Below are 17357 nucleotides of genomic sequence, written 5' to 3'. Positions count from 1 at the left end.
ACTTCTGAAAGCGGCGAAGCTCTGATATTCGTTGTTTTGCATGCGCTTCCGTACGTTGACTTCTCTGCTTTTCTTGCCTGTCTTGTCTCTGCCTTTTGCCGCCGCACAGGATGTGAGCCCTGATCGCTATTCGAAAGAAGCGGTCGTATGGGAGCACGTGGACACGGCGATTCATACGCACGCCGACGGTACAGGCGAGCGTGTGACGCATGTGGTGGCACGGGTGCAGTCGGATGGCGCCGCGCGGCAGTTGAGTGTGATCGTTTTGCCATATGCCTCGGCATATCAGCAGGCGACCATTGAATATGTTCGGGTAAAAAAGCCGCATGGGGAAGTAGTAGAGACGCCGGCTACCGATGCGGTGGACCAGCCTTCGCCTGTGACGACCGAAGCTCCTCTTTACAGCGATCTCAAGCAGAAGCAGATTCCTGTGCGGTCGCTGGCGGCAGGCGACGAGCTTGAGTACCAGATGCGAACGGTGACGACTAAGGCCGAGGTCCCCGGGGAGTTCTGGGGCGCGGAACACTTCCTGAACAACAACGGCGTGGTGCTTTCGCAGACGCTAACGCTCTCGGCGCCTGTAGGCACGGCAGTAAAGGTGTGGTCGCCGAAGCATCCGGCCGTGGAGACCACGAAGGATGAGCTGCACACGTGGACATGGGCCAGTGCTCAGCTGAAGCCGACACCGGCTGCCGGAGTGAATGCTCCTGCGGGCGAAAAGATCGAGGATCCGGATGAAGACGCAGAGGGACGTGCGCTTCCGTCGGTGGCTTGGACGACTTTTCGTAGCTGGAACGAGCTGGGCGACTGGTATCGAAGCCTCGCCCAGCCGCGCAGTGAGCCGACGGTGGCAATTGTGAACCGAGCAAATGAGCTGACGAAGGATGCCAAGACGCCGGATGAGCAGGTGCGGGCGCTCTATGACTTCGTATCAGAACACATCCGTTATGTGGGAATCGATTTTGGCGTGGGGCGCTATCAGCCCCACAGCGCCGATGAAGTGCTGACAAATCAATACGGCGATTGCAAGGATAAGGACACTCTGCTCGAAGCGTTGCTGCGGGCAAAGGGATTCACGACGGCCCCGGTGCTGATCGGTGCGGGAATCCAGCCGGTGGAGGATCTGCCTTCGCCAGCGCTCTTCAACCATGTGATCACCACGGTGATGGTGCAGGGAAGTCGCGTGTGGCTGGATTCGACGCCGGGTGCCGAGCCTTACCGTGAGCTTGTTCCAGCGATCCGCGATGAACAAGCACTGGTAGTAGCCAAGGGGGCAGCAACGCTTGAGAAGACGCCGGCCGATCCGCCATTTTCCTACACAGAGCGCTTTGAGGCCGTGGGCACGCTTGATGCGGATGGACTTCTGAAGAGCCGTATGACGCTGACACTGCGCTCCGATGCGGAGTACGGTTTCCGGATCATGATCAACCAGGTGGCTCCCTCGCAGTGGGACCAGGCGATGCAGGCTGTCTCTCAGGCTATTGGATTCGGCGGTACGGTAAGCAATACGGATTTTCGGCAGAGTGACCCTAATGGGCCGGTGCGGGTGAGCTATGACTACACTCGTCCTTCCTTTGGAGACTGGGAAAATCACCGGATATTGCCGCTTTTCCCCGTACTCGACATTACCTGGATCGAGCGGGACCATGCACCGGAATACGATATCGACCTGGGGGTTCCCCGGCGCATTGAAGCGGTGACACGGATTGCTCTGCCGGGAGACTATGTGCCGACGCTGCCCGATGCTATCCATGTGAAGCGTGATTACACGACCTTCGATCAGACATACCGGTTAGAGAAGCGGGAGCTGGTGGTTGAACGTACCGTGGTCGTGCTGAAAAAGAAGGTGCCGAAGGCCGATTGGAAGGACTACTACGCCTTCATGAAGGCGATTGGCTATGAGTCGGGAGAGAATTACATCGTTCTAGAAACTCCATTTCGCAACCTGCCTGAAGTAGGAGCCGCGACGACCGCTTCTCACGATGAGGCGAAAGATGGAAAGGCAGATAAATCTGGAGCCGAGAGGGCACAGGGCGACTATGCAATGCACGCCTCGATGCTGAAATCGGCGCTCGAGATGGAGCATGAAAGTAAGTGGGACGTGGCTGAGAGCCTTCTTGAGGCTGTGAAGGGACAGGATGATCGATATCCCTATGTCATGAGCATGCTCGGCTCTATCGCATGGCACCAGGGAAAGCTGGAGGAGGCGATCGCCGACTATGAGCTCGAGGTACAGCACAACCCATTGATCGTGAGCAACGTGGTCGCTCAGTTAGGGACGCTGTATCTCACACAGAAGCGCTATGCCGATGCGGAAAAATTGGCGAAGCGCTTTGTTGAGCGCAATGATGCAGTGATCTACGTGGTGCTGGTCAATGCGCAGATCGGCGCAGGTGAGAAGAATGAGGCATTGAAGACCGCGAAGACGGCGAGTGAGGGAAACCCTACCGATCGCGCTTTGAAGCTGGAGTACGTCAAAGCGCTACACGGGGCCGGCCATGACGACGAAGCCTTGGCCACGGTGACCGCCTGGATGAAAGAGGAAACAGATCCCGATCGCCTGAATGCGGTGGCGTGGCTGCTCGTCGAAGAAAAGTTTGGCCTGGCGAAGGCGGAGGAACTGAGCCGCAGGTCGATTGCGAAGGAAGAGGCCGCGCTGAATGCCGTCACCGTTGATGACGCGGACGAGAAGAGCAATGCTGAATGCAGCGTTTTGATGTCGAGTTGGGATACGCTGGGTTGGATTCTGTACAGGGAAGGAAAGACTGCGGAGTCGGAGTCATATATTCAGGCAGCATGGGTTGGACGACGGAACCTGGTTATAGGCATGCATCTTGGGGAAGTCCTCGAGGCGCTGGGTCGCAAGGGGGAAGCGCTTAGCCAGGACGGAATGATGCTAGGAATGGCGAAGCTTCAGGGAGACGCATCCTCGCAGGACGAACTGAAGCTGCGGATCGAAAAGCTGCACGCGGAGCACGTCGCGGAACGGATGATGCCCATGTCTTCGATGGTCTCAGTACCGAGGGCGGCGGATGCCGCTGGCAGCGCGGTAATGATGGTCGCTGTGAAGGGTGGAGCGATCGAAGACCTGCGGCGGCAGAGCGGCGATGGAGGGCTTGGGGGAGTTGTTGCCGCGGTAAAAGGACGAAAATTGTCAGGGGTGGAGCCGGCAGGCTCACAGGCGCGCATTTTTTTTGAAGGAAATCTCAATTGTGTGAAGGGAGTTCCTACCTGCGAGATGACATTAATGCCTCCTGCGAGGTCCAACTGAAAAACTGCCTTTGGTGACAGGCAGAATGCGCCGGTGAGCGCTGTCCATCACTTCGGCGTCTGTTCGATCACGCACGTGAACGAGAGCTGGAGGCGATCATGGTGGGATGGTTGCAGGATCTTCGGATCGTGTTGCGGCAGCTTGGGCGCGCGCCCTTGTTTGCCTTGACGGCGGTGGTGACGCTGGGGCTGGGTATCGGCGCGAATACCGCGATTTTCAGTACGCTGAATGCGCTGCTGCTGCGGATGCTGCCGGTACGGGATGCGGCGAGTGTCTATACGGTGACGCTGGAGCATGGCGGCACGCAGCCGCCGAACACTTCAGGCTCAGGATACGGAAATACTTCTTTTGCTTTCCCCGTATTTGAGCGGTTGCGGGGCCGGTCGGATGTCTTCGATGCGTTGATTGCGCATGTGCCGCTGGGCGCCGGCAAGGTCGCGGTGCGCGTGGGCGATGCTCCGGACGAGCGCACGGGCGAGGAAGTGAGCGGTAACTACTTCTCCGGGCTGGGCGTGCCGATGGAACTCGGCCGCGGATTGACCGAGCATGAAGAGCGCACGCACGCGCAGGTGGTGGTGATCAGCGATCGCCTCTGGCAGGAGGGCTTTGGCGGTGCGCCGGATGTGCTCGGAAAAACGCTCTTCGTGAAAGGCGTGCCGCTGACCGTCATCGGCGTTACGGCTCCTGCGTTTCACGGCGTGAGCTACGCTGGTGCAGTCGATTTATGGGTTCCGCTGCAGACGCGACCGGAACTGGCTCCTTGGGGCGATGCGACCTCGTCACTGTACGGATCGCCGAAGTGGTGGGCGGTTCCCATGGTGGCGCGGCTGCGGCATGATGTCTCTCCTGCTGCGGCGGTGAATGCTCTTCAGGCGAGCTTCTGGCAAGCGTCGGAGGAGAGCGCAGGCAAGCTCGATCGCGCGAAGTGGCCGGCGACGCTCGGCTTTACGTCGGTGCGTGGCGTGCCGGGTGCCGAGGGGAGATATGGTCCGGCGCTGCGGATCATGATGGCGCTGGTGGGGCTGGTGCTGCTGATCGCCTGCACGAACGTGGCGTTGCTCATCACGGCACGGAACCATGCGCGTCGGCGCGAATTTGCGGTACGGCTGGCGCTAGGAGCGAATTCGCAACAGATACTGCGACAATTCCTCACGGAGAGTGTGCTGCTGGTGGCCGCAGGTTCGGTGCTGGGATGGGCACTGGCCCTGCTGGCGACGCGGGCGCTGGCGGCATGGGCGCATATCGAGAGCGGTCTATCCCCAGATGGGCGCGTGCTTGGGCTGACGCTCGCGGTTGCAGGTGTGACGGCATTGCTTTTCGGACTGGTGCCGTTGCGCAGCATGCTGCGGATTGGTCTGGAAGAAGAGCTGAAGGCCGGCCGGCAGATGGCGGGGCTGAGCCGCGCGCAGGCTTTCGCGGGTAACGCAGCGATGGCGGTGCAGATTGCGCTGTGCTTCACGCTTCTGGGGGCGTCGGCTCTGGCGGTACGCAGCCTGTTGCATTTCGAGGAGCGTGATCTGGGCATGGACGCGCAGAAGCTGCTGGTCTTCGACGTAACACCGCAGCAGGTGGCGACCGATGCACAGGCGCAGGGCTTCTATACGCGGCTTGTGCAGCGGCTGGAGGGAGTGCCAGGCGTGGCGTCTGCGTCACTGGTGCGCTTCCGGCCCGGGTCTTCGTGGCTGATGAGCGGAGGGATAAGTCTGGACGGGGTGCAGTTGAATGAGGCTTCCGGCGCAAAGGCGGATATCTCCTCAAACGATGTGGGACCAGGTTATTTCAGCACGATGGGTATCGGTTTGCTGCAGGGTCGCGGTATTGATGAGGGTGATCGCGATGGCTCACCGCTGGTGGCCGTGGTCAACGAAGAGTTTGCCCGGCGCTATCTGAAGGATGGCGCGCTTGGCCACCACATCGACGGAGAGCCGGGCGGCAATCCGGGGTATGAGATTGTCGGCGTAGTGAAGGACAGCAAGTACAAAAGCGTCACCGAGGCGACACGGCCCACGGTGTATCACGCGCTGGCGCAGCGCGGTATGCAGGGGCAGCTGACGGTGGAGGTGCGCGCCGGTGGCAATCCGCTGGCGCTGCTGCCGGAGATCGGGCGGGCGATGCGGGAACTGGACCCGGCGATGCCGCTGCAGAAGCCGATGACCGAAGAGGCGCAGTTTGCCGAGACGTATCTCGGATCGCGCCTGTTCTCGCGGCTGGCTGTGGGCTTTGGCGGCCTGGCAGTGCTGCTGGTGGCTACCGGTCTTTACGGCACGCTGGCATATCGCGTGCAGCGGCGGCGGGCGGAGATCGGTGTACGCATGGCGCTGGGCGCGGAGCGGGGCGGGATTGTGGCGATGGTGCTGGGCGAGAGCCTACGCATTGCTGCGGGCGGACTGCTGCTGGGCGCTCCGCTGTGTGTGATGGTAGCGCGGCTGCTGCGCACGCAGCTCTATCACCTTGACCCGCTTGATCCTCTGAGCCTGGGCATCGCTCTGGGCGTGACCCTGCTGATGGCGGTGACTGCGGCATGGGTTCCGGCGCGCCGCGCGGCTTCCTTCGATCCGATGGAGGCGCTGCGCGTCGACTAGTGCGCATCCCGTCCTGAGAGAATAGGGCGTGATCTTTTCGCGGACAGCCGGCCTTCGGCGTGCGCGGGAAGCAGGAAGGAATCGGATGTTGCTGGGAATCGATACGTGCGGCGCGGTGGGGTCGGTGGCGCTGGCGGCCTGGGATGGCAAGAACGCACGCCTGCTGGGAATGACGGAGCTGGCGGGCAAGACCTTTTCGTCTGACCTGCTGCCTGTGTTGCAGGCACTTCTCTCTGAGCACGCATTGGAAGCCGATGCGCTGAACGCGATTGTGGCCGTGCGGGGGCCGGGGAGCTTCACGGGGGTGCGCATCGGGCTGAGCACGGTGAAGGGCCTGTCGGAGGCGCTGGATATTCCGGTGGTGGCGGTGTCGCGGCTGGCGCTGCTGGCGCGCAAGGCTGGAACGAAGTCGGCGGCGCTCGATGCTGGACGGCGGGAGATCTATTTCGGCGAGACGGTAGCCGAAACATTCGCGGAACGCGTGATTTCGGTTAGCGATGCACCTTCGGCAGCGCAGGTTGCCGTCTGTGAAGAATCCCTGGCGTCGCTGCCGGGAGCGGTGCGGGTCGCGGATCCTACGGCGTGGGATGCAATCGAGGCCGCGCTCGACCGTCTATGGGCGGATGACTACGAGGATGTCGCGGCTCTCGATGCGAACTATGTGCGGCGTTCAGATGCGGAGCTCTACGGCAAGCCTGTGCTGGCGTCGCTCGAGCATCCTCCCGCCGGGGCGTGATCGGCGGTATGGCAGCAACTTTACGCGTTCTGAGACAGGAAGATCTGGCCGCGGTCATGGCGCTGGCCGCCGATGCTCCGGAAGCTCCGCACTGGAGCCTGGCGGTATGGCGACAGGTGCTGGAGCGGGTGGAGACGATTGCGCCTGCTGCCTTCGTCGACGGGCGGCTGGCCGGGTTTGCCGTGGCTGCAGTGACGCTCGATGTGGCAGAGCTGGAAGCGATTGCCGTGGCAGTGGCGTATCGGCGCCAGGGCCTTGGGGCGGCATTGCTTGCGGAGGTTATCCGGAAAGCGCAGGCGCTCGGGGCGATCCGGCTGGAACTCGAGGTGCGAGCCAGAAACGCTGCGGCGATCGGACTCTACCTGCGCGCCGGGCTGGCCAGCGAGGGGCTGAGGCGCCGGTACTACCGCGATCCGGAAGAAGATGCATTACTGATGGGGCGAAATCTCGGAAGTGCTCCGGAAAAGGGCGAAAAAACTCCCGGTTGATCGTTGCAGGCAGACCTCCTCGGTGCTAGGTTGTACGTCTGAGACAGAAGGAGGTATTTTCATGGCGCTGGAAGCGAATCGCTTGCCGGAGAGTGAAGAAATCCTGAAGCTCGAACAGGAGCATCGCCGCTACTCCGCTCAGCTCGAAGCACTCACCCAGAAGCCCTATCTTTCCGAGGAAGAGCAGCTTGAGGAGACTCGCCTGAAGAAGCTCAAACTGCGTGCCAAAGATGAACTGACCGCCCGACGAAGCGGTCAAACCCAGGCCTACGTCGCGTAGGAACCCATCATCCATAGACCCGAAGCAGCCGCTGCCGCGTGGCAGAAAAGGCCGGTCGTGCCAGAGTGCGGGGTCGCGCCTTTTCTGCCGGCGGAGTGGGACGGTGGCGTACCGCTCAGATCGAAGCTTGTCCATTCCTGATTGGAAACGGGGCTTGAAGGGGAACCTATCTATAATGAACGGGAGGTTGCGCCCTTTTAAAGCTCATGGTTCGTGACGGATACTTTTACGGAATCGCGCTGTTCGCGGTGGCCGCTCTTTTGTTTGTGCTGACGCACAGTGTGCTGTTGCCGGTAGTCCCGGTACTGCTTGCCTTCTTTTTCCTCTGGTTCTTTCGTGATCCGGAGCGGAGGATTCCCCAGGAGCCGGGGCTGGTGGTTTCGCCGGCCGACGGCAAGGTGACTTCCATTCTGCGGGTAACGACGCCCGAGGGTGAGTCGCTCAAAATGAGCGTCTTCCTGAATGTGTTTAATGTGCACGTGAACCGCTCGCCAGTGGCGGGCATTCTCGAAGACGTGCGCTACCAGAAAGGCCTGTACCTGAACGCGATGAACCCTGAATCTGCGGATAAGAACGAGCAGAACATGGCGGTGATCCGCGCGGACGAGGGCTATACGATCGCTTTCAAGCAGATTGCTGGCCTGCTGGCGCGGCGCATTGTCTTCCGCCCCGCAGTGGGTACGCGGTTGAAGCGTGGTGAACGCGTGGGGCTGATCAAGTTCGGCTCGCGCGTGGATGTGATCTTCCCCGGCCATGCGGAAATTCTCGTCAAGGTAGGCGATCACGTGAGCGGCGGTTCGACGGTGCTGGCGCGAATCCCGGAGCGTGCTCCGGCGGCGGATCACGACGAGCAGCTGGTGGAGACCCTGGCTTGAAGCCTGTGGTAAAAAGCGGACGGCGACGGCGGGGTATGTACATCCTGCCGTCGATGTTTACGGCGGGAAACATCGCCGCGGGGTACTACGCGATCACCCAGAGCCTGCAGGGTTCGGTGCGCGAGCCGCACCACTTCGACTACGCGGCGCTGGCCATCGGCTTTGCGATCCCGTTCGACGCACTGGACGGACGCATCGCCCGCATGACGAATACGACCAGCGAATTCGGCAAAGAGCTGGACTCGCTGGCTGACGTGATTACGTTTGGCGTGGCTCCCAGCATCCTGGCCTTCAGCTGGGGCGTGCATATGCTGCCGGTCACGATCGATCCGCTGCTGCGCGAAAAGCTGATCCAGTTCGGCGGCTTCCTGTGCTTCTGCTTCCTGCTGTGTGGGGCGAGCAGGCTGGCCCGCTTCAATATCAGCCATGATCCGGTGCCGAAGAATCCCGGGCGGCCGGGCCGAAAGTACTTTGTCGGTATGCCGATTCCTGCCGCGGCGGGTGTGGTCGCGGCCGTAGTGCATGCCTTTCTCGGACGGCCGGTCTTCAACCAGTGGATCGCCATGGTGTGGCTGGCGCTGGTGGGGTTGCTGGGCTTCCTGATGGTGAGTACCTGGCGGTTCTGGAGCGGCAAAGAAATCAATCTTTCGAGCCGGCATCCATTCCAGCTCATTATTCTGATTGGGCTGGTGATTTATCTGCTGGTCTTCTTCTCGCGGATCGTGCTCCCGGCGATGGCCCTGATCTACATGTTCTCGGGCATCGGGGCGCGTATCGCTTATTCGAGGCAGCGTCACCGGAAGACCGCGCATGCGGAGACGCTGGATTCCTCCTCCACTTCTTCCACGGGAACACCCGCATGACAGAGAGATACAGGATTGCCATTGTCGGAGCCGCGTCGCTGCGCGGCAAGGAGTTGAACGAAGCGCTGTCGGAGTCGCCCTTCACCACGTCAGAGTTTTCGCTGATGGACGATGAGTCGCAGCAGGGACAGCTCGAATCGGTGGGCGATGAAGTCACCTTTATCCAGCGCATCGAGCCCGACGCCTTCACCCGCGAAGACTTTGTCTTCTTTGCCGGGAGTGAAGAAACGACGCAGAAGCACTGGAAGCAGGCGCTGGCGAGCGGTGCGAGCATCCTCGACCTGACGTATGCGCTGGAGAATGAGCCCGGCGTGCTGGTGCGCGCTCCCTGGGTGCGTGAGGCTCTGGGCGAAGGCGCAGGCGATGCTTCCGCGGTCGAGCCCGACCTGGCGACGCCGGCGATTGTGCCAGCGCATCCAGTATCGGTGGCGCTGGCGCTGATCTTCGCCCGCCTCTCCGAGGTAGCGGAGGTGAAGTCGGCTTCGGCGACGGTGCTCGAGCCTGCATCGGAATACGGCCGCGCGGCGATGGACGAGCTGCATCAGCAGACGGTCGGCCTGTTGAGCTTCCAGAGCCTGCCGAAGCAGTCTTACGACGCGCAGGCTGCCTTCAATCTGCTGCCGGTGCTGGGTGAGGCGGCGAAGATCAACCTGGGTGCGAGCGAGGCTCGCATTCGGCGGCACTATGCCTTGCTTGCGGGGGAGACCCTGCCACAGCTGGCGATCCAGCTGCTGCATGCGCCGGTGTTCCATGGGCATGGCATCTCTCTGGCGTTGGAGCTGGAGCAGGCGGTGCAGGTGGAGCATCTGGAAGCGGCGCTGGGTTCCGAGCACATCGACGTGGTGCTGGGTGATACCGAGCCGCCGAGCAACCTGAGCAGTGCAGGACAGGGCGACCTGATGGTACGTGTGCGCACGGCCGAAGGTGGCGAGCAGGCTTCGAAGCGCTTCTGGATCTGGGCAGCGCTCGACAACCTGAAGTTCAGCTCTCTGAACGCGGTGGCCTGCGCGCAGGACCTGCGCCGTCTGCGTCCCAAGGGCAAGGTGCAGTAAAAGAGCGACTCATCCGGAAATAAAAGGCAGCGGCCGAGAGCCGCTGCCTTTTTGCATCTGTAACCGTGACAGTTGTGTTTTACTGCGCCGGTGGCACGAAGAGCTTGAGCGCAACATGCCAGGTGGTGGAAGCGCCGGGCTTGAGCGTGACCATGCCCGTATCCATGCCCTTCCATTCCTTGCCCCAGGGGTCGCCGAAGTTGTACTGCTCTTCGATGGCGGCGAATTCCTTTGTCGGTGGCGCATAGACCTGAACGGTCTTGATCTCGGGCGAGAGGCCGAGAACATCGATACCGTATTTGGCCGCGGGATCGATGAGCTTTACATCGACGGCGCCATCGGTGCGCTGGAGCTTCGACCAGTTGTCATCGAGGAAAATGTCGTTGAGCGGCCTACCGTCCGGCGCGGTGAAGTCGTACTTGGTGCCCTTTACCGGGATCAGCTTGCCGGTAGGGAAAACATCGTCGTAGTTGTTGACCTCGGCAGTCTGCTCGCCGGGAACATGCAGGCGGGCCTGCGTGCGATCGCCGCTGGGGATGTTGAAGTACGGGTGCCAGCCGATGGCGATGGGCTCAGCCTCGTCACCCACGTTCTTCGCGGTGATGGTGGCGTCCACCGTGTCGCCGGTGAGCGCGATGGTGAAGGCGAGATCGGTCTTCGAGGGCCAGTGGCCGCCGAAGTCTCCGGCATGGATGGTGCCGGTGATGGTCTGGCCGTCCGGCGTGGTCACGGTCTTCACATCGTCGGTCTTCACGTTCATGATGAGCCCGTGCATGGCATGCGGCTCGGCGCCAGCGTTCTTACCCTTCCAGTTCGCGGGCAGGGTTAGCGTCTTGCCATGCCACTCGGTGCTAATGGTAGTGCCGTCGGACGAGAGCTTGCCACGGATGCGGTTGGGATAGGGAACCAGGAAGGCTCCGCCGAAGGAGAAGCTGGCATTGCCGTCGAGGTCGGCCGGTCCGCCGAACTTTGCGTTTGCATCGGCGAGCGAGGGCGAAGCGAAGACTTCGACGTTGCCTTTACCGGGGATGTTGGCGGTGATCTGGAAGAGGTTCATGCCGCGGCCGGGCAGGATGGTAGCGGAGAGAAACTCCGGCTTCGCGCCATTCGAAGTGGGCTGGCGATGGAGGGTGACGACGTCTTCGCCATTGATCTGTGTGGGCGCGGCAGCGACGGCCGGCTGCGGCGTGGAGGCAGACTCAGAAGGCGCGGGGGCCGACTTGCATCCGCCGAGCGTAAGCAGAGCTGCGGCCGCGACGGGAAGGATGTACTGCGGGCGAAGAGACATGCGGATCGAACCTCGACAGGGGTATGGAGATGCTGCGTGTGGTTGCTGGCAGCGCTTAGGGGAACGGCAGAAGCGCGCTGTCGACCGACAGGTGAAAACGCCCTCATTCTACGACGAACGATGTACATCTGGCCCGCATGCTTCCGGTTGCGGCAGGGCGCGGCAAAATTAGAATCACAACGATGACGACCCGGAGCCCGAAGAAGCGCGCGAACGACAACTCCCATACCGAGCCGAATACTGGCTTGGATGCACTGGAAGCGCTGAATGCGCGCATCGTGGCATGTACGCGCTGTCCGCGGCTGCGGGCCTATGATCTGGAGATTGCGGCAAAGAAGCGGCGCGCTTATCTCGACCACGAGTACTGGGGGCTGCCGGTGCCTTCGTTCGGCGATCCCAGGGCGCGGGTGCTGATTGTCGGGCTTGCGCCGGGAGCGCATGGATCGAATCGCACCGGCAGGCCGTTTACCGGGGACGGCTCAGGGGATTTTCTCTATCCCGTGCTGTATGAGGCGGGGTTTGCCTCGCAGCCGCTGGCGACCAGCCGCGATGACGGCATGAAGCTGCGCGGGCTATGGATCACCTCCGTGGGCCGCTGTGCGCCGCCGGATAACAAACCTCTGCCGCAGGAGCTGGCGAACTGCGCGCCGTATCTCGATGAGGAGATTGCAGCGCTGCCACGCATGCGCGTCTTCGTGTGCCTGGGCAAGATCGCCTTCGATGGCGTGGTGCAGCACCTGCAGCGGAAAGGTGAGATCGCGCGGCGCGGCGAACTGAAGTTCGGCCACGGCGTGGAGTATCGCCTGCCGGGCGGACGCATCCTGATGGCGAGCTATCACCCCTCGCTGCAGAACACGAATACCGGCAAACTGACGGCGCCGATGTTCCTGGCCGTCTTCCGGCGTGCACGCGAGCTGGCCGGGCTCAGCTGAGTCCAGCGATGGATTGCGCTGCCGGGCATCTTGTCATGGTGAGAGCCGCATCTTTGAAGCAGAACGTATACGAGCGGAGGGTGGCACGATGACGATTCTTCTGGTGATCCTGATTCTGTTGTTGATTGGCGCGTTTCCGTCCTGGCCGTACAGCCGTAGCTGGGGATACTACCCGAGCGGTGGCCTGGGTCTGATCGTGCTGATTCTGGTGATCCTGCTGCTGCTGCACGTCGTGTAGCGGCAGGCAGAGAACCTGAAAGTCCACAAGGGAAGGCCCGGAAGCAGGCGTGCGCGCACGCATTGCCCGGGCGTTTTCCATTTTGCAATCGATTCGCGCTGTTGCGGGTAGGTAATTAGTCTGCGGCTGCAAGCTCCGCGGTCGCGGGATTGAATTGCGTACAGAGAGCGAACGTCTCTTCGAGATAGTCCGTGAGGGCGCGCACACGTGCCGGAGCACGGCGGCCCGCGGGTCGCACAGCAGAGATCGGCACGGTGCGTTCGTAGCTGGTGAGCAGACGCAGCACGGTGCCTTCCCGTAACTCAGCCGCGAAGAGCCATGCAGGCGCTTGTGCGATCCCAAGATGCTCAAGAACGCCCATACGCAGCTGCTCGTAGTCTCCGGTGCGGAAGACGCCGTTGGGAACCACGCGCAGCGGCTCCGAGCTCGATCGGCCTGCATCGAAATCCCAAGGCCGTACGGCGCCGCTTTCAATGCGGGGGATTGCTGGAAACGCACGCAAATCATCGAGGGTCTTCGGGATGCCGTGGCGCATGACGATCTGCGGCGTTGCTACGAGAACGATGCGGGTCTGCGCGAAGCGCCGTGCCACGAGGCCCGAGTCGGGAAGATGGCCCGAGTGCAGGGCGAGGTCGAAGCCATCTTCGATGAGCGTGGAAGGGCTGTCGGAGCATCCGAATTCGATGGCAATCTCCGGGTAGCGCTCGAAGAACGCGGCGAGTTTGGTGATCAGGTGAAGGCGTGCGAAGGATGCCTGCACAGACACGCGGATGAGGCCACGGGGCGCGGTCTGGCCCCGGCCGATGTGGGATGTGGCGCTCTCGAAATCTTCGAGGATGCGCTGGGCAGCCTGGTAGAAATCCCGTCCAGCTTCCGTCAATGCAATGGAACGCGTATTGCGGTGCAGGAGTTCGGTACCGAGCTCAGCTTCGAGCGCGGAGATCTGCTTGCTGACTGCTGGCTGTCCGACGCCGCGCTCGCGGGCGACCGACGAAAAGCTGCCGGAGTCGACAACGCGAATGAAAATCTCCATGGCTGCAAAGCGGTCCATTCGTTTCTCCGTGCGGCCGAGAGCTGCGGCCGGCTATCAGATTGGGCATTGAAATGGTTCAGGGGCATTTTACTGATCCGGCGAGCGCTGTCCTGGCGTTATTCCAAATATGAATAAGTCGTATTCCCCGGGCAGCATGATCGCGTGGGGGAGAATTCCATCTGATGTCTAGCTGCCGCCTGGGACGAATGTAGGCAAAGGGCCTCAGCGAATACGAGCGGCAAGAGGAGAGAGTATGGCGAAGCTTAAGGACAAGGTGGCTCTGGTAACGGGTGCCTCACGCGGGATCGGTGCGGCGATCGCGAAGCGGTTGGCAGCGGATGGCGCAGACGTTGTAATTACTTATGCACGCGACGCGGCTGCGGCGGAGTCCGTAGTGAAGGCGATTGAGGCGAGCGGGCGCAAGGCGTTGGCAGTGCAGGCGGACGCGGCCGATGGGAACGCGGTGACGGCTGCGGTCGACAAGGCGGTCAAAGCTTTTGGGCGCATCGATGTGCTGGTGAACAATGCGGGCACAGCCGTACCGAAGCCCTTTGAGCAGACGACACTCGATGAGATCGACCGGATGTTCGGGATCAATGTGCGAGGCGTGTTCGTGGCCACACAAGAGGCGCTCAAGCATATGCCTGACGGTGGCCGCATCATCACCATCGGCTCATGCGTGGGGGAGCGCATACTCACGCCGGGGCTTACGGCGTATTCGGCCACGAAGGGCGCGGTGAAGATGTTTACGCAGGGACTGGCGCGCGAAGTGGGTGCGCGCAAGATCACGGTGAACAACGTGCAGCCGGGGCCCATCGACACGGACCTGAATCCGGCAGCAGGCGACTGGGCGGAGCCGCAACTCGCGGTGACGGCTCTGAAGCGCTATGGGCATGTGGATGAGGTAGCCGCGCTGGTGGCATTTGTCGCGAGCCCGGAATCCTCCTACATCACGGGTGCAAACCTGACGGTGGATGGCGGTACGAATGCGTAATCTTCGCGGATCGGTGCTGCTTTTCCGGTTCGCTGGAAGAAGCAGCCCACTGCGGCGCTTCAGCAGGGATGAAAAGAAAGGACGAGACTGTGAGCAGTTCTGAGAAGAAGATCGCACTGGTAACGGGCGCGTCGCGGGGCATCGGCCGCGCGACGGCGCTGGCCCTGGCTGGCGATGGTCTGAAGGTGCTGGTGCATTATGGGCGTTCAGCGGTCGAGGCAGAGGCCGTGGTGGAGGCGATTCGCGCCAATGGCGGTGAGGCCGAAGCGCTTGGTGCTGACCTTGCGAGCGAGGATGGCGCGAAAACTCTGGCGGAGAAAGTGCGGACGATTGTGGGCTCGCGGCTGGATGTACTGGTGTTGAATGCGGGCGTGAGCAAGGCGGCGCGAATCGAAGACTACACCACGGCCGATCTCGAAACGCTGTATGCGACAAACGTGCGTGGACCGTTCTTCCTGGTGCAGCAGCTTCTGCCGCTGCTGGGCGAGGGATCGAGCATCGTGGTGGTGACCTCGGTTGTCGCTCGTGGAGTGGTAGGGAAGCCGGCGCTTGAGAATCCGTCGATCCTTGCATATGCCTCGACGAAGGGCGCACTGGAGACGCTGGTGAAGAACTGGGCGGCGATCCTGGGACCGCGCGGCGTGCGTGTGAACGCGGTGGCGCCGGGGATCATCGACACGGACATGTCGAACTTCACGAAGACGGAGGCCGGCCGCGAAACAGCGCTGTCGATGCAGGCGCTGAAGAGGATCGGAAAGCCGGACGATGTTGCCGATGTGGTGACTTTCCTCGCGTCGGAGAAGGCGCGGTGGATTACGGGCGCAAGCATCCCTGCGGATGGCGGATCGAAGCTGTAAGGGAATTGCTGCGTTGAGAGCGATTGGAGCGGGAGACCGGGATCGAACCGGCGACATTCAGCTTGGGAAGCTGACGTTCTGCCACTGAACTACTCCCGCTTTTCTTTCCGGGGCCTGCAGGCGACCGGAGAATCCATCGTGTTTCCTGATTATAACCACGAAAACCTGCGTGGGAGGGGATCGGCAATTGCGCAGGACAGGCTGTGACGCGCAGCACAACGGAAGAGCGCGGATGAGCCGGTATCATGAAAGGGTACGCGGGCTGTGCCTGTGACGAAGGAGGATGCACATTGGCTGAGTTACCGCTGGTCCCGATGACCCTGGAAGGCTCGAATGTGTTGCACCAGATGTTTCGCTTCGACTGGAGCGCGTGGCGAAAGCTGAGCGCAGCGGAGCAGTCCGAGATTGGCGCGGAGTTTGCGGCGTTGCTCGGCGAGTGGGAGAAGGGTGCCGGGGAAGGTCATCCGAACCAGTCCGCGATTTTCTCGCAGATCGGCCATAAGGGCGATTTGATCTTTGTGCATTTCCGCGACTCCTTCGCGGACCTGAATCGCGCCGAGCTGGCGCTGGCGCAGACGCGGCTGTTTGCCTATCTGCAGCCAACGAACTCGTATCTCTCCGTTGTGGAGCTGGGCCTCTACGAGTCTTCGTCCAAGACTTATGCGGCTCTGGCCGAGCAGGGGCTCGAACCGGGTACACCGGAGTGGACAGCGCAGGTGCAGGAACAGGCCGCGCGTCAGAGCACGGCCATGGCTCCGCGTCTGTTTCCGGCGATTCCCGATGCGCCGTACCTTTGCTTCTATCCGATGGATCGCAAGCGCGGCGAGCAGGTGAACTGGTATTCGGTGCCGATGGAAGACCGCAAGCGGATGATGCATGAGCACGGCATGATCGGGCGGCGGTACGCGGATGTGGTGCGGCAGATTATCACCGGCTCGATCGGCTTCGACGACTGGGAGTGGGGCGTGGACCTCTTTGCCCACGATCCGATTGTCTTCAAAAAGCTGATCTACGAGATGCGTTTCGACAAGGTAAGCGCGGAGTATGCGCTTTTCGGACAGTTTTTTGTCGGTGTGCGGCTGCAATCGGACAAGCTGGGTGGCTGGCTCGAAGGTAAGCTCGGTTAGACTGTTAGCAATCGAATAGTTCGGCAGCGATGGAGCGAAGCAGGGTCATCACTCGCTCCTCGCTGAAGCTTTCCGGATCGAAGAGACGATTGATTGCGAGACCATCGATAGCAGCAGAGACGCGGGCGGTCTCCCGGCGCTTTTCGATTCCGGTTTTGTGTTTGAATTCACCGAGGTACTGGCTCATCTCGCCTTCGCTGAAGCGGGCGCAGATGGCGTGGTGAAGGTCTGCCAGCCGCTTTTTCTTTTGCGGATGGCGAATGGCGTACATCTTGAATTCCAGCATGAGCAGAACACGCTGCTCATCGCAGATGACCTTGTAGAAGTGTTGTGCCAGTGCTTCCCGTTTTTCCTCAACAGATGTCGTACGACAGAGATTGCGTAAAAAGTCTTTCTTGTACCGGTTGAAGTCGTCCTCGATGATGGCGATGAAGACGTCTTCCTTGTCACGAAAATTTGTATAAAAAGCCCCGCGAGTCTTGCCTGCGAGGGCTGCAATATCCTCAATCCGGGCCTGTGCAAAGCCGTCACGGGCGAAGACCTTTCGTGCCGCCATGATGAGGTGCTCATGGGTCTGTATCGCCCGCTCCTGTTTCTTGACGGGTGTTGTGGAATTCGCAAAAGCAACAGGAATTGTGGCGTGTTTGGCAGGCCGAGGCATGGTATTTCAGCTCCGTTCCATTCACCTGCGGCACAACGAAGAGTGAGTTCTCTGCATCGCCGGGCCAACTCGTGAATCTC

The 17357-nt window shown here is 61.4% G+C and carries 16 protein-coding genes and 1 tRNA gene; 13 read left to right on the top strand and 4 right to left on the bottom strand.

The features are described from left to right. Positions 1-112 precede the first annotated feature (112 nt). The 8 genes from QM649_RS02720 to QM649_RS02685 all read left to right on the top strand — a co-directional run bounded on the left by QM649_RS02720 (position 113) and on the right by QM649_RS02685 (position 10147). A complete protein-coding gene (locus tag QM649_RS02720; RefSeq protein ID WP_415197467.1) occupies positions 113-3271 on the top strand; it encodes a DUF3857 domain-containing protein in 3159 nt (1052 codons plus the stop codon). A gap of 98 nt (positions 3272-3369) precedes the next feature. Then, the gene (locus QM649_RS02715; RefSeq protein WP_415197466.1) at positions 3370-5853 is read left to right on the top strand and encodes an ABC transporter permease; all 2484 of its coding nucleotides are present in this window, start codon (positions 3370-3372) and stop codon (positions 5851-5853) included. A gap of 85 nt (positions 5854-5938) precedes the next feature. After that, positions 5939-6589 carry a tRNA (adenosine(37)-N6)-threonylcarbamoyltransferase complex dimerization subunit type 1 TsaB gene (tsaB, locus tag QM649_RS02710; RefSeq protein ID WP_415197465.1) on the top strand — a complete coding sequence of 217 codons (651 nt, stop codon included), beginning with the start codon at positions 5939-5941 and terminating at the stop codon, positions 6587-6589. A gap of 8 nt (positions 6590-6597) precedes the next feature. Further along, positions 6598-7077 (top strand): ribosomal protein S18-alanine N-acetyltransferase, encoded by a 480-nt coding sequence (gene rimI / locus QM649_RS02705; protein WP_415197464.1) that lies wholly within the window; start codon positions 6598-6600, stop codon positions 7075-7077. 61 nt (positions 7078-7138) lie between these two features. Beyond that, positions 7139-7357: a YdcH family protein gene (locus QM649_RS02700; RefSeq protein ID WP_415197463.1), complete on the top strand. Its 219-nt coding sequence runs from the start codon at positions 7139-7141 to the stop codon at positions 7355-7357. 206 nt (positions 7358-7563) lie between these two features. Next, on the top strand, positions 7564-8232 hold the full coding sequence (locus QM649_RS02695; protein ID WP_415197462.1) for a phosphatidylserine decarboxylase family protein: 669 nt from the start codon (positions 7564-7566) through the stop codon (positions 8230-8232). A gap of 35 nt (positions 8233-8267) precedes the next feature. Beyond that, positions 8268-9095: a CDP-diacylglycerol--serine O-phosphatidyltransferase gene (gene pssA / locus QM649_RS02690; RefSeq protein ID WP_415197492.1), complete on the top strand. Its 828-nt coding sequence runs from the start codon at positions 8268-8270 to the stop codon at positions 9093-9095. Then, positions 9092-10147 carry an Asd/ArgC dimerization domain-containing protein gene (locus QM649_RS02685; RefSeq protein ID WP_415197461.1) on the top strand — a complete coding sequence of 352 codons (1056 nt, stop codon included), beginning with the start codon at positions 9092-9094 and terminating at the stop codon, positions 10145-10147. Before pssA ends, QM649_RS02685 begins: the two co-directional genes overlap by 4 nt. A gap of 79 nt (positions 10148-10226) precedes the next feature. Here the strand turns inward: QM649_RS02685 and QM649_RS02680 are convergent, their stop codons facing one another. Then, entirely contained in the window at positions 10227-11435 is a 1209-nt protein-coding gene (locus QM649_RS02680; protein WP_415197460.1) for an aldose 1-epimerase, read from the bottom strand. A gap of 182 nt (positions 11436-11617) precedes the next feature. Here QM649_RS02680 and QM649_RS02675 point away from each other — a divergent pair, with 182 nt between their 5' ends. Next, on the top strand, positions 11618-12367 hold the full coding sequence (locus QM649_RS02675) for a uracil-DNA glycosylase (protein ID WP_415197459.1): 750 nt from the start codon (positions 11618-11620) through the stop codon (positions 12365-12367). An 88-nt stretch (positions 12368-12455) separates the two neighbouring features. Beyond that, on the top strand, positions 12456-12605 hold the full coding sequence (locus tag QM649_RS02670) for a DUF3309 domain-containing protein (RefSeq protein WP_415197458.1): 150 nt from the start codon (positions 12456-12458) through the stop codon (positions 12603-12605). Between the two features lie 115 nt (positions 12606-12720). Here the strand turns inward: QM649_RS02670 and QM649_RS02665 are convergent, their stop codons facing one another. Then, positions 12721-13656, bottom strand: a complete 936-nt coding sequence (locus tag QM649_RS02665; RefSeq protein ID WP_415197457.1) for a LysR family transcriptional regulator — start codon at positions 13654-13656, stop codon at positions 12721-12723. Between the two features lie 235 nt (positions 13657-13891). Between QM649_RS02665 and QM649_RS02660 the strand changes: the two genes are divergently transcribed. After that, positions 13892-14632: an SDR family NAD(P)-dependent oxidoreductase gene (locus tag QM649_RS02660; RefSeq protein WP_415197456.1), complete on the top strand. Its 741-nt coding sequence runs from the start codon at positions 13892-13894 to the stop codon at positions 14630-14632. An 89-nt stretch (positions 14633-14721) separates the two neighbouring features. Then, positions 14722-15489 (top strand): SDR family NAD(P)-dependent oxidoreductase, encoded by a 768-nt coding sequence (locus QM649_RS02655; RefSeq protein ID WP_415197455.1) that lies wholly within the window; start codon positions 14722-14724, stop codon positions 15487-15489. Positions 15490-15513: 24 nt separating this feature from the next. Here the strand turns inward: QM649_RS02655 and QM649_RS02650 are convergent. Then, a tRNA-Gly gene (locus QM649_RS02650) sits at positions 15514-15588 on the bottom strand. Between the two features lie 191 nt (positions 15589-15779). Here QM649_RS02650 and hemQ point away from each other — a divergent pair. After that, on the top strand, positions 15780-16616 hold the full coding sequence (hemQ, locus tag QM649_RS02645) for a hydrogen peroxide-dependent heme synthase (protein WP_415197454.1): 837 nt from the start codon (positions 15780-15782) through the stop codon (positions 16614-16616). Between the two features lie 4 nt (positions 16617-16620). Here the strand turns inward: hemQ and QM649_RS02640 are convergent, their stop codons facing one another. Continuing rightward, positions 16621-17277 carry a TetR family transcriptional regulator gene (locus tag QM649_RS02640; RefSeq protein WP_415197453.1) on the bottom strand — a complete coding sequence of 219 codons (657 nt, stop codon included), beginning with the start codon at positions 17275-17277 and terminating at the stop codon, positions 16621-16623. Positions 17278-17357 lie beyond the last annotated feature (80 nt).

It is taken from the genome of Silvibacterium sp. (assembly GCF_047605705.1).
In the GTDB taxonomy this organism is placed as follows: Bacteria; Acidobacteriota; Terriglobia; order Terriglobales; family Acidobacteriaceae; genus Silvibacterium.
The sequence above is the reverse complement of the archived record's forward strand: the minus strand, read 5'-3'. Positions and strand labels throughout refer to the sequence as shown.

Bases quoted from the DNA above. Each gene is read 5' to 3' on its own strand.
- rimI (WP_415197464.1), top strand. From the start codon at position 6,598: ATGGCAGCAACTTTACGCGTTCTGAGACAGGAAGATCTGGCCGCGGTC.
- QM649_RS02680 (WP_415197460.1), bottom strand. From the start codon at position 11,435: ATGTCTCTTCGCCCGCAGTACATCCTTCCCGTCGCGGCCGCAGCTCTG.
- QM649_RS02700 (WP_415197463.1), top strand. From the start codon at position 7,139: ATGGCGCTGGAAGCGAATCGCTTGCCGGAGAGTGAAGAAATCCTGAAG.
- pssA (WP_415197492.1), top strand. From the start codon at position 8,268: ATGTACATCCTGCCGTCGATGTTTACGGCGGGAAACATCGCCGCGGGG.
- QM649_RS02715 (WP_415197466.1), top strand. From the start codon at position 3,370: ATGGTGGGATGGTTGCAGGATCTTCGGATCGTGTTGCGGCAGCTTGGG.
- QM649_RS02685 (WP_415197461.1), top strand. From the start codon at position 9,092: ATGACAGAGAGATACAGGATTGCCATTGTCGGAGCCGCGTCGCTGCGC.
- tsaB (WP_415197465.1), top strand. From the start codon at position 5,939: ATGTTGCTGGGAATCGATACGTGCGGCGCGGTGGGGTCGGTGGCGCTG.
- QM649_RS02675 (WP_415197459.1), top strand. From the start codon at position 11,618: ATGACGACCCGGAGCCCGAAGAAGCGCGCGAACGACAACTCCCATACC.
- QM649_RS02670 (WP_415197458.1), top strand. From the start codon at position 12,456: ATGACGATTCTTCTGGTGATCCTGATTCTGTTGTTGATTGGCGCGTTT.
- QM649_RS02665 (WP_415197457.1), bottom strand. From the start codon at position 13,656: ATGGACCGCTTTGCAGCCATGGAGATTTTCATTCGCGTTGTCGACTCC.
- QM649_RS02640 (WP_415197453.1), bottom strand. From the start codon at position 17,277: ATGCCTCGGCCTGCCAAACACGCCACAATTCCTGTTGCTTTTGCGAAT.
- QM649_RS02660 (WP_415197456.1), top strand. From the start codon at position 13,892: ATGGCGAAGCTTAAGGACAAGGTGGCTCTGGTAACGGGTGCCTCACGC.
- QM649_RS02695 (WP_415197462.1), top strand. From the start codon at position 7,564: ATGGTTCGTGACGGATACTTTTACGGAATCGCGCTGTTCGCGGTGGCC.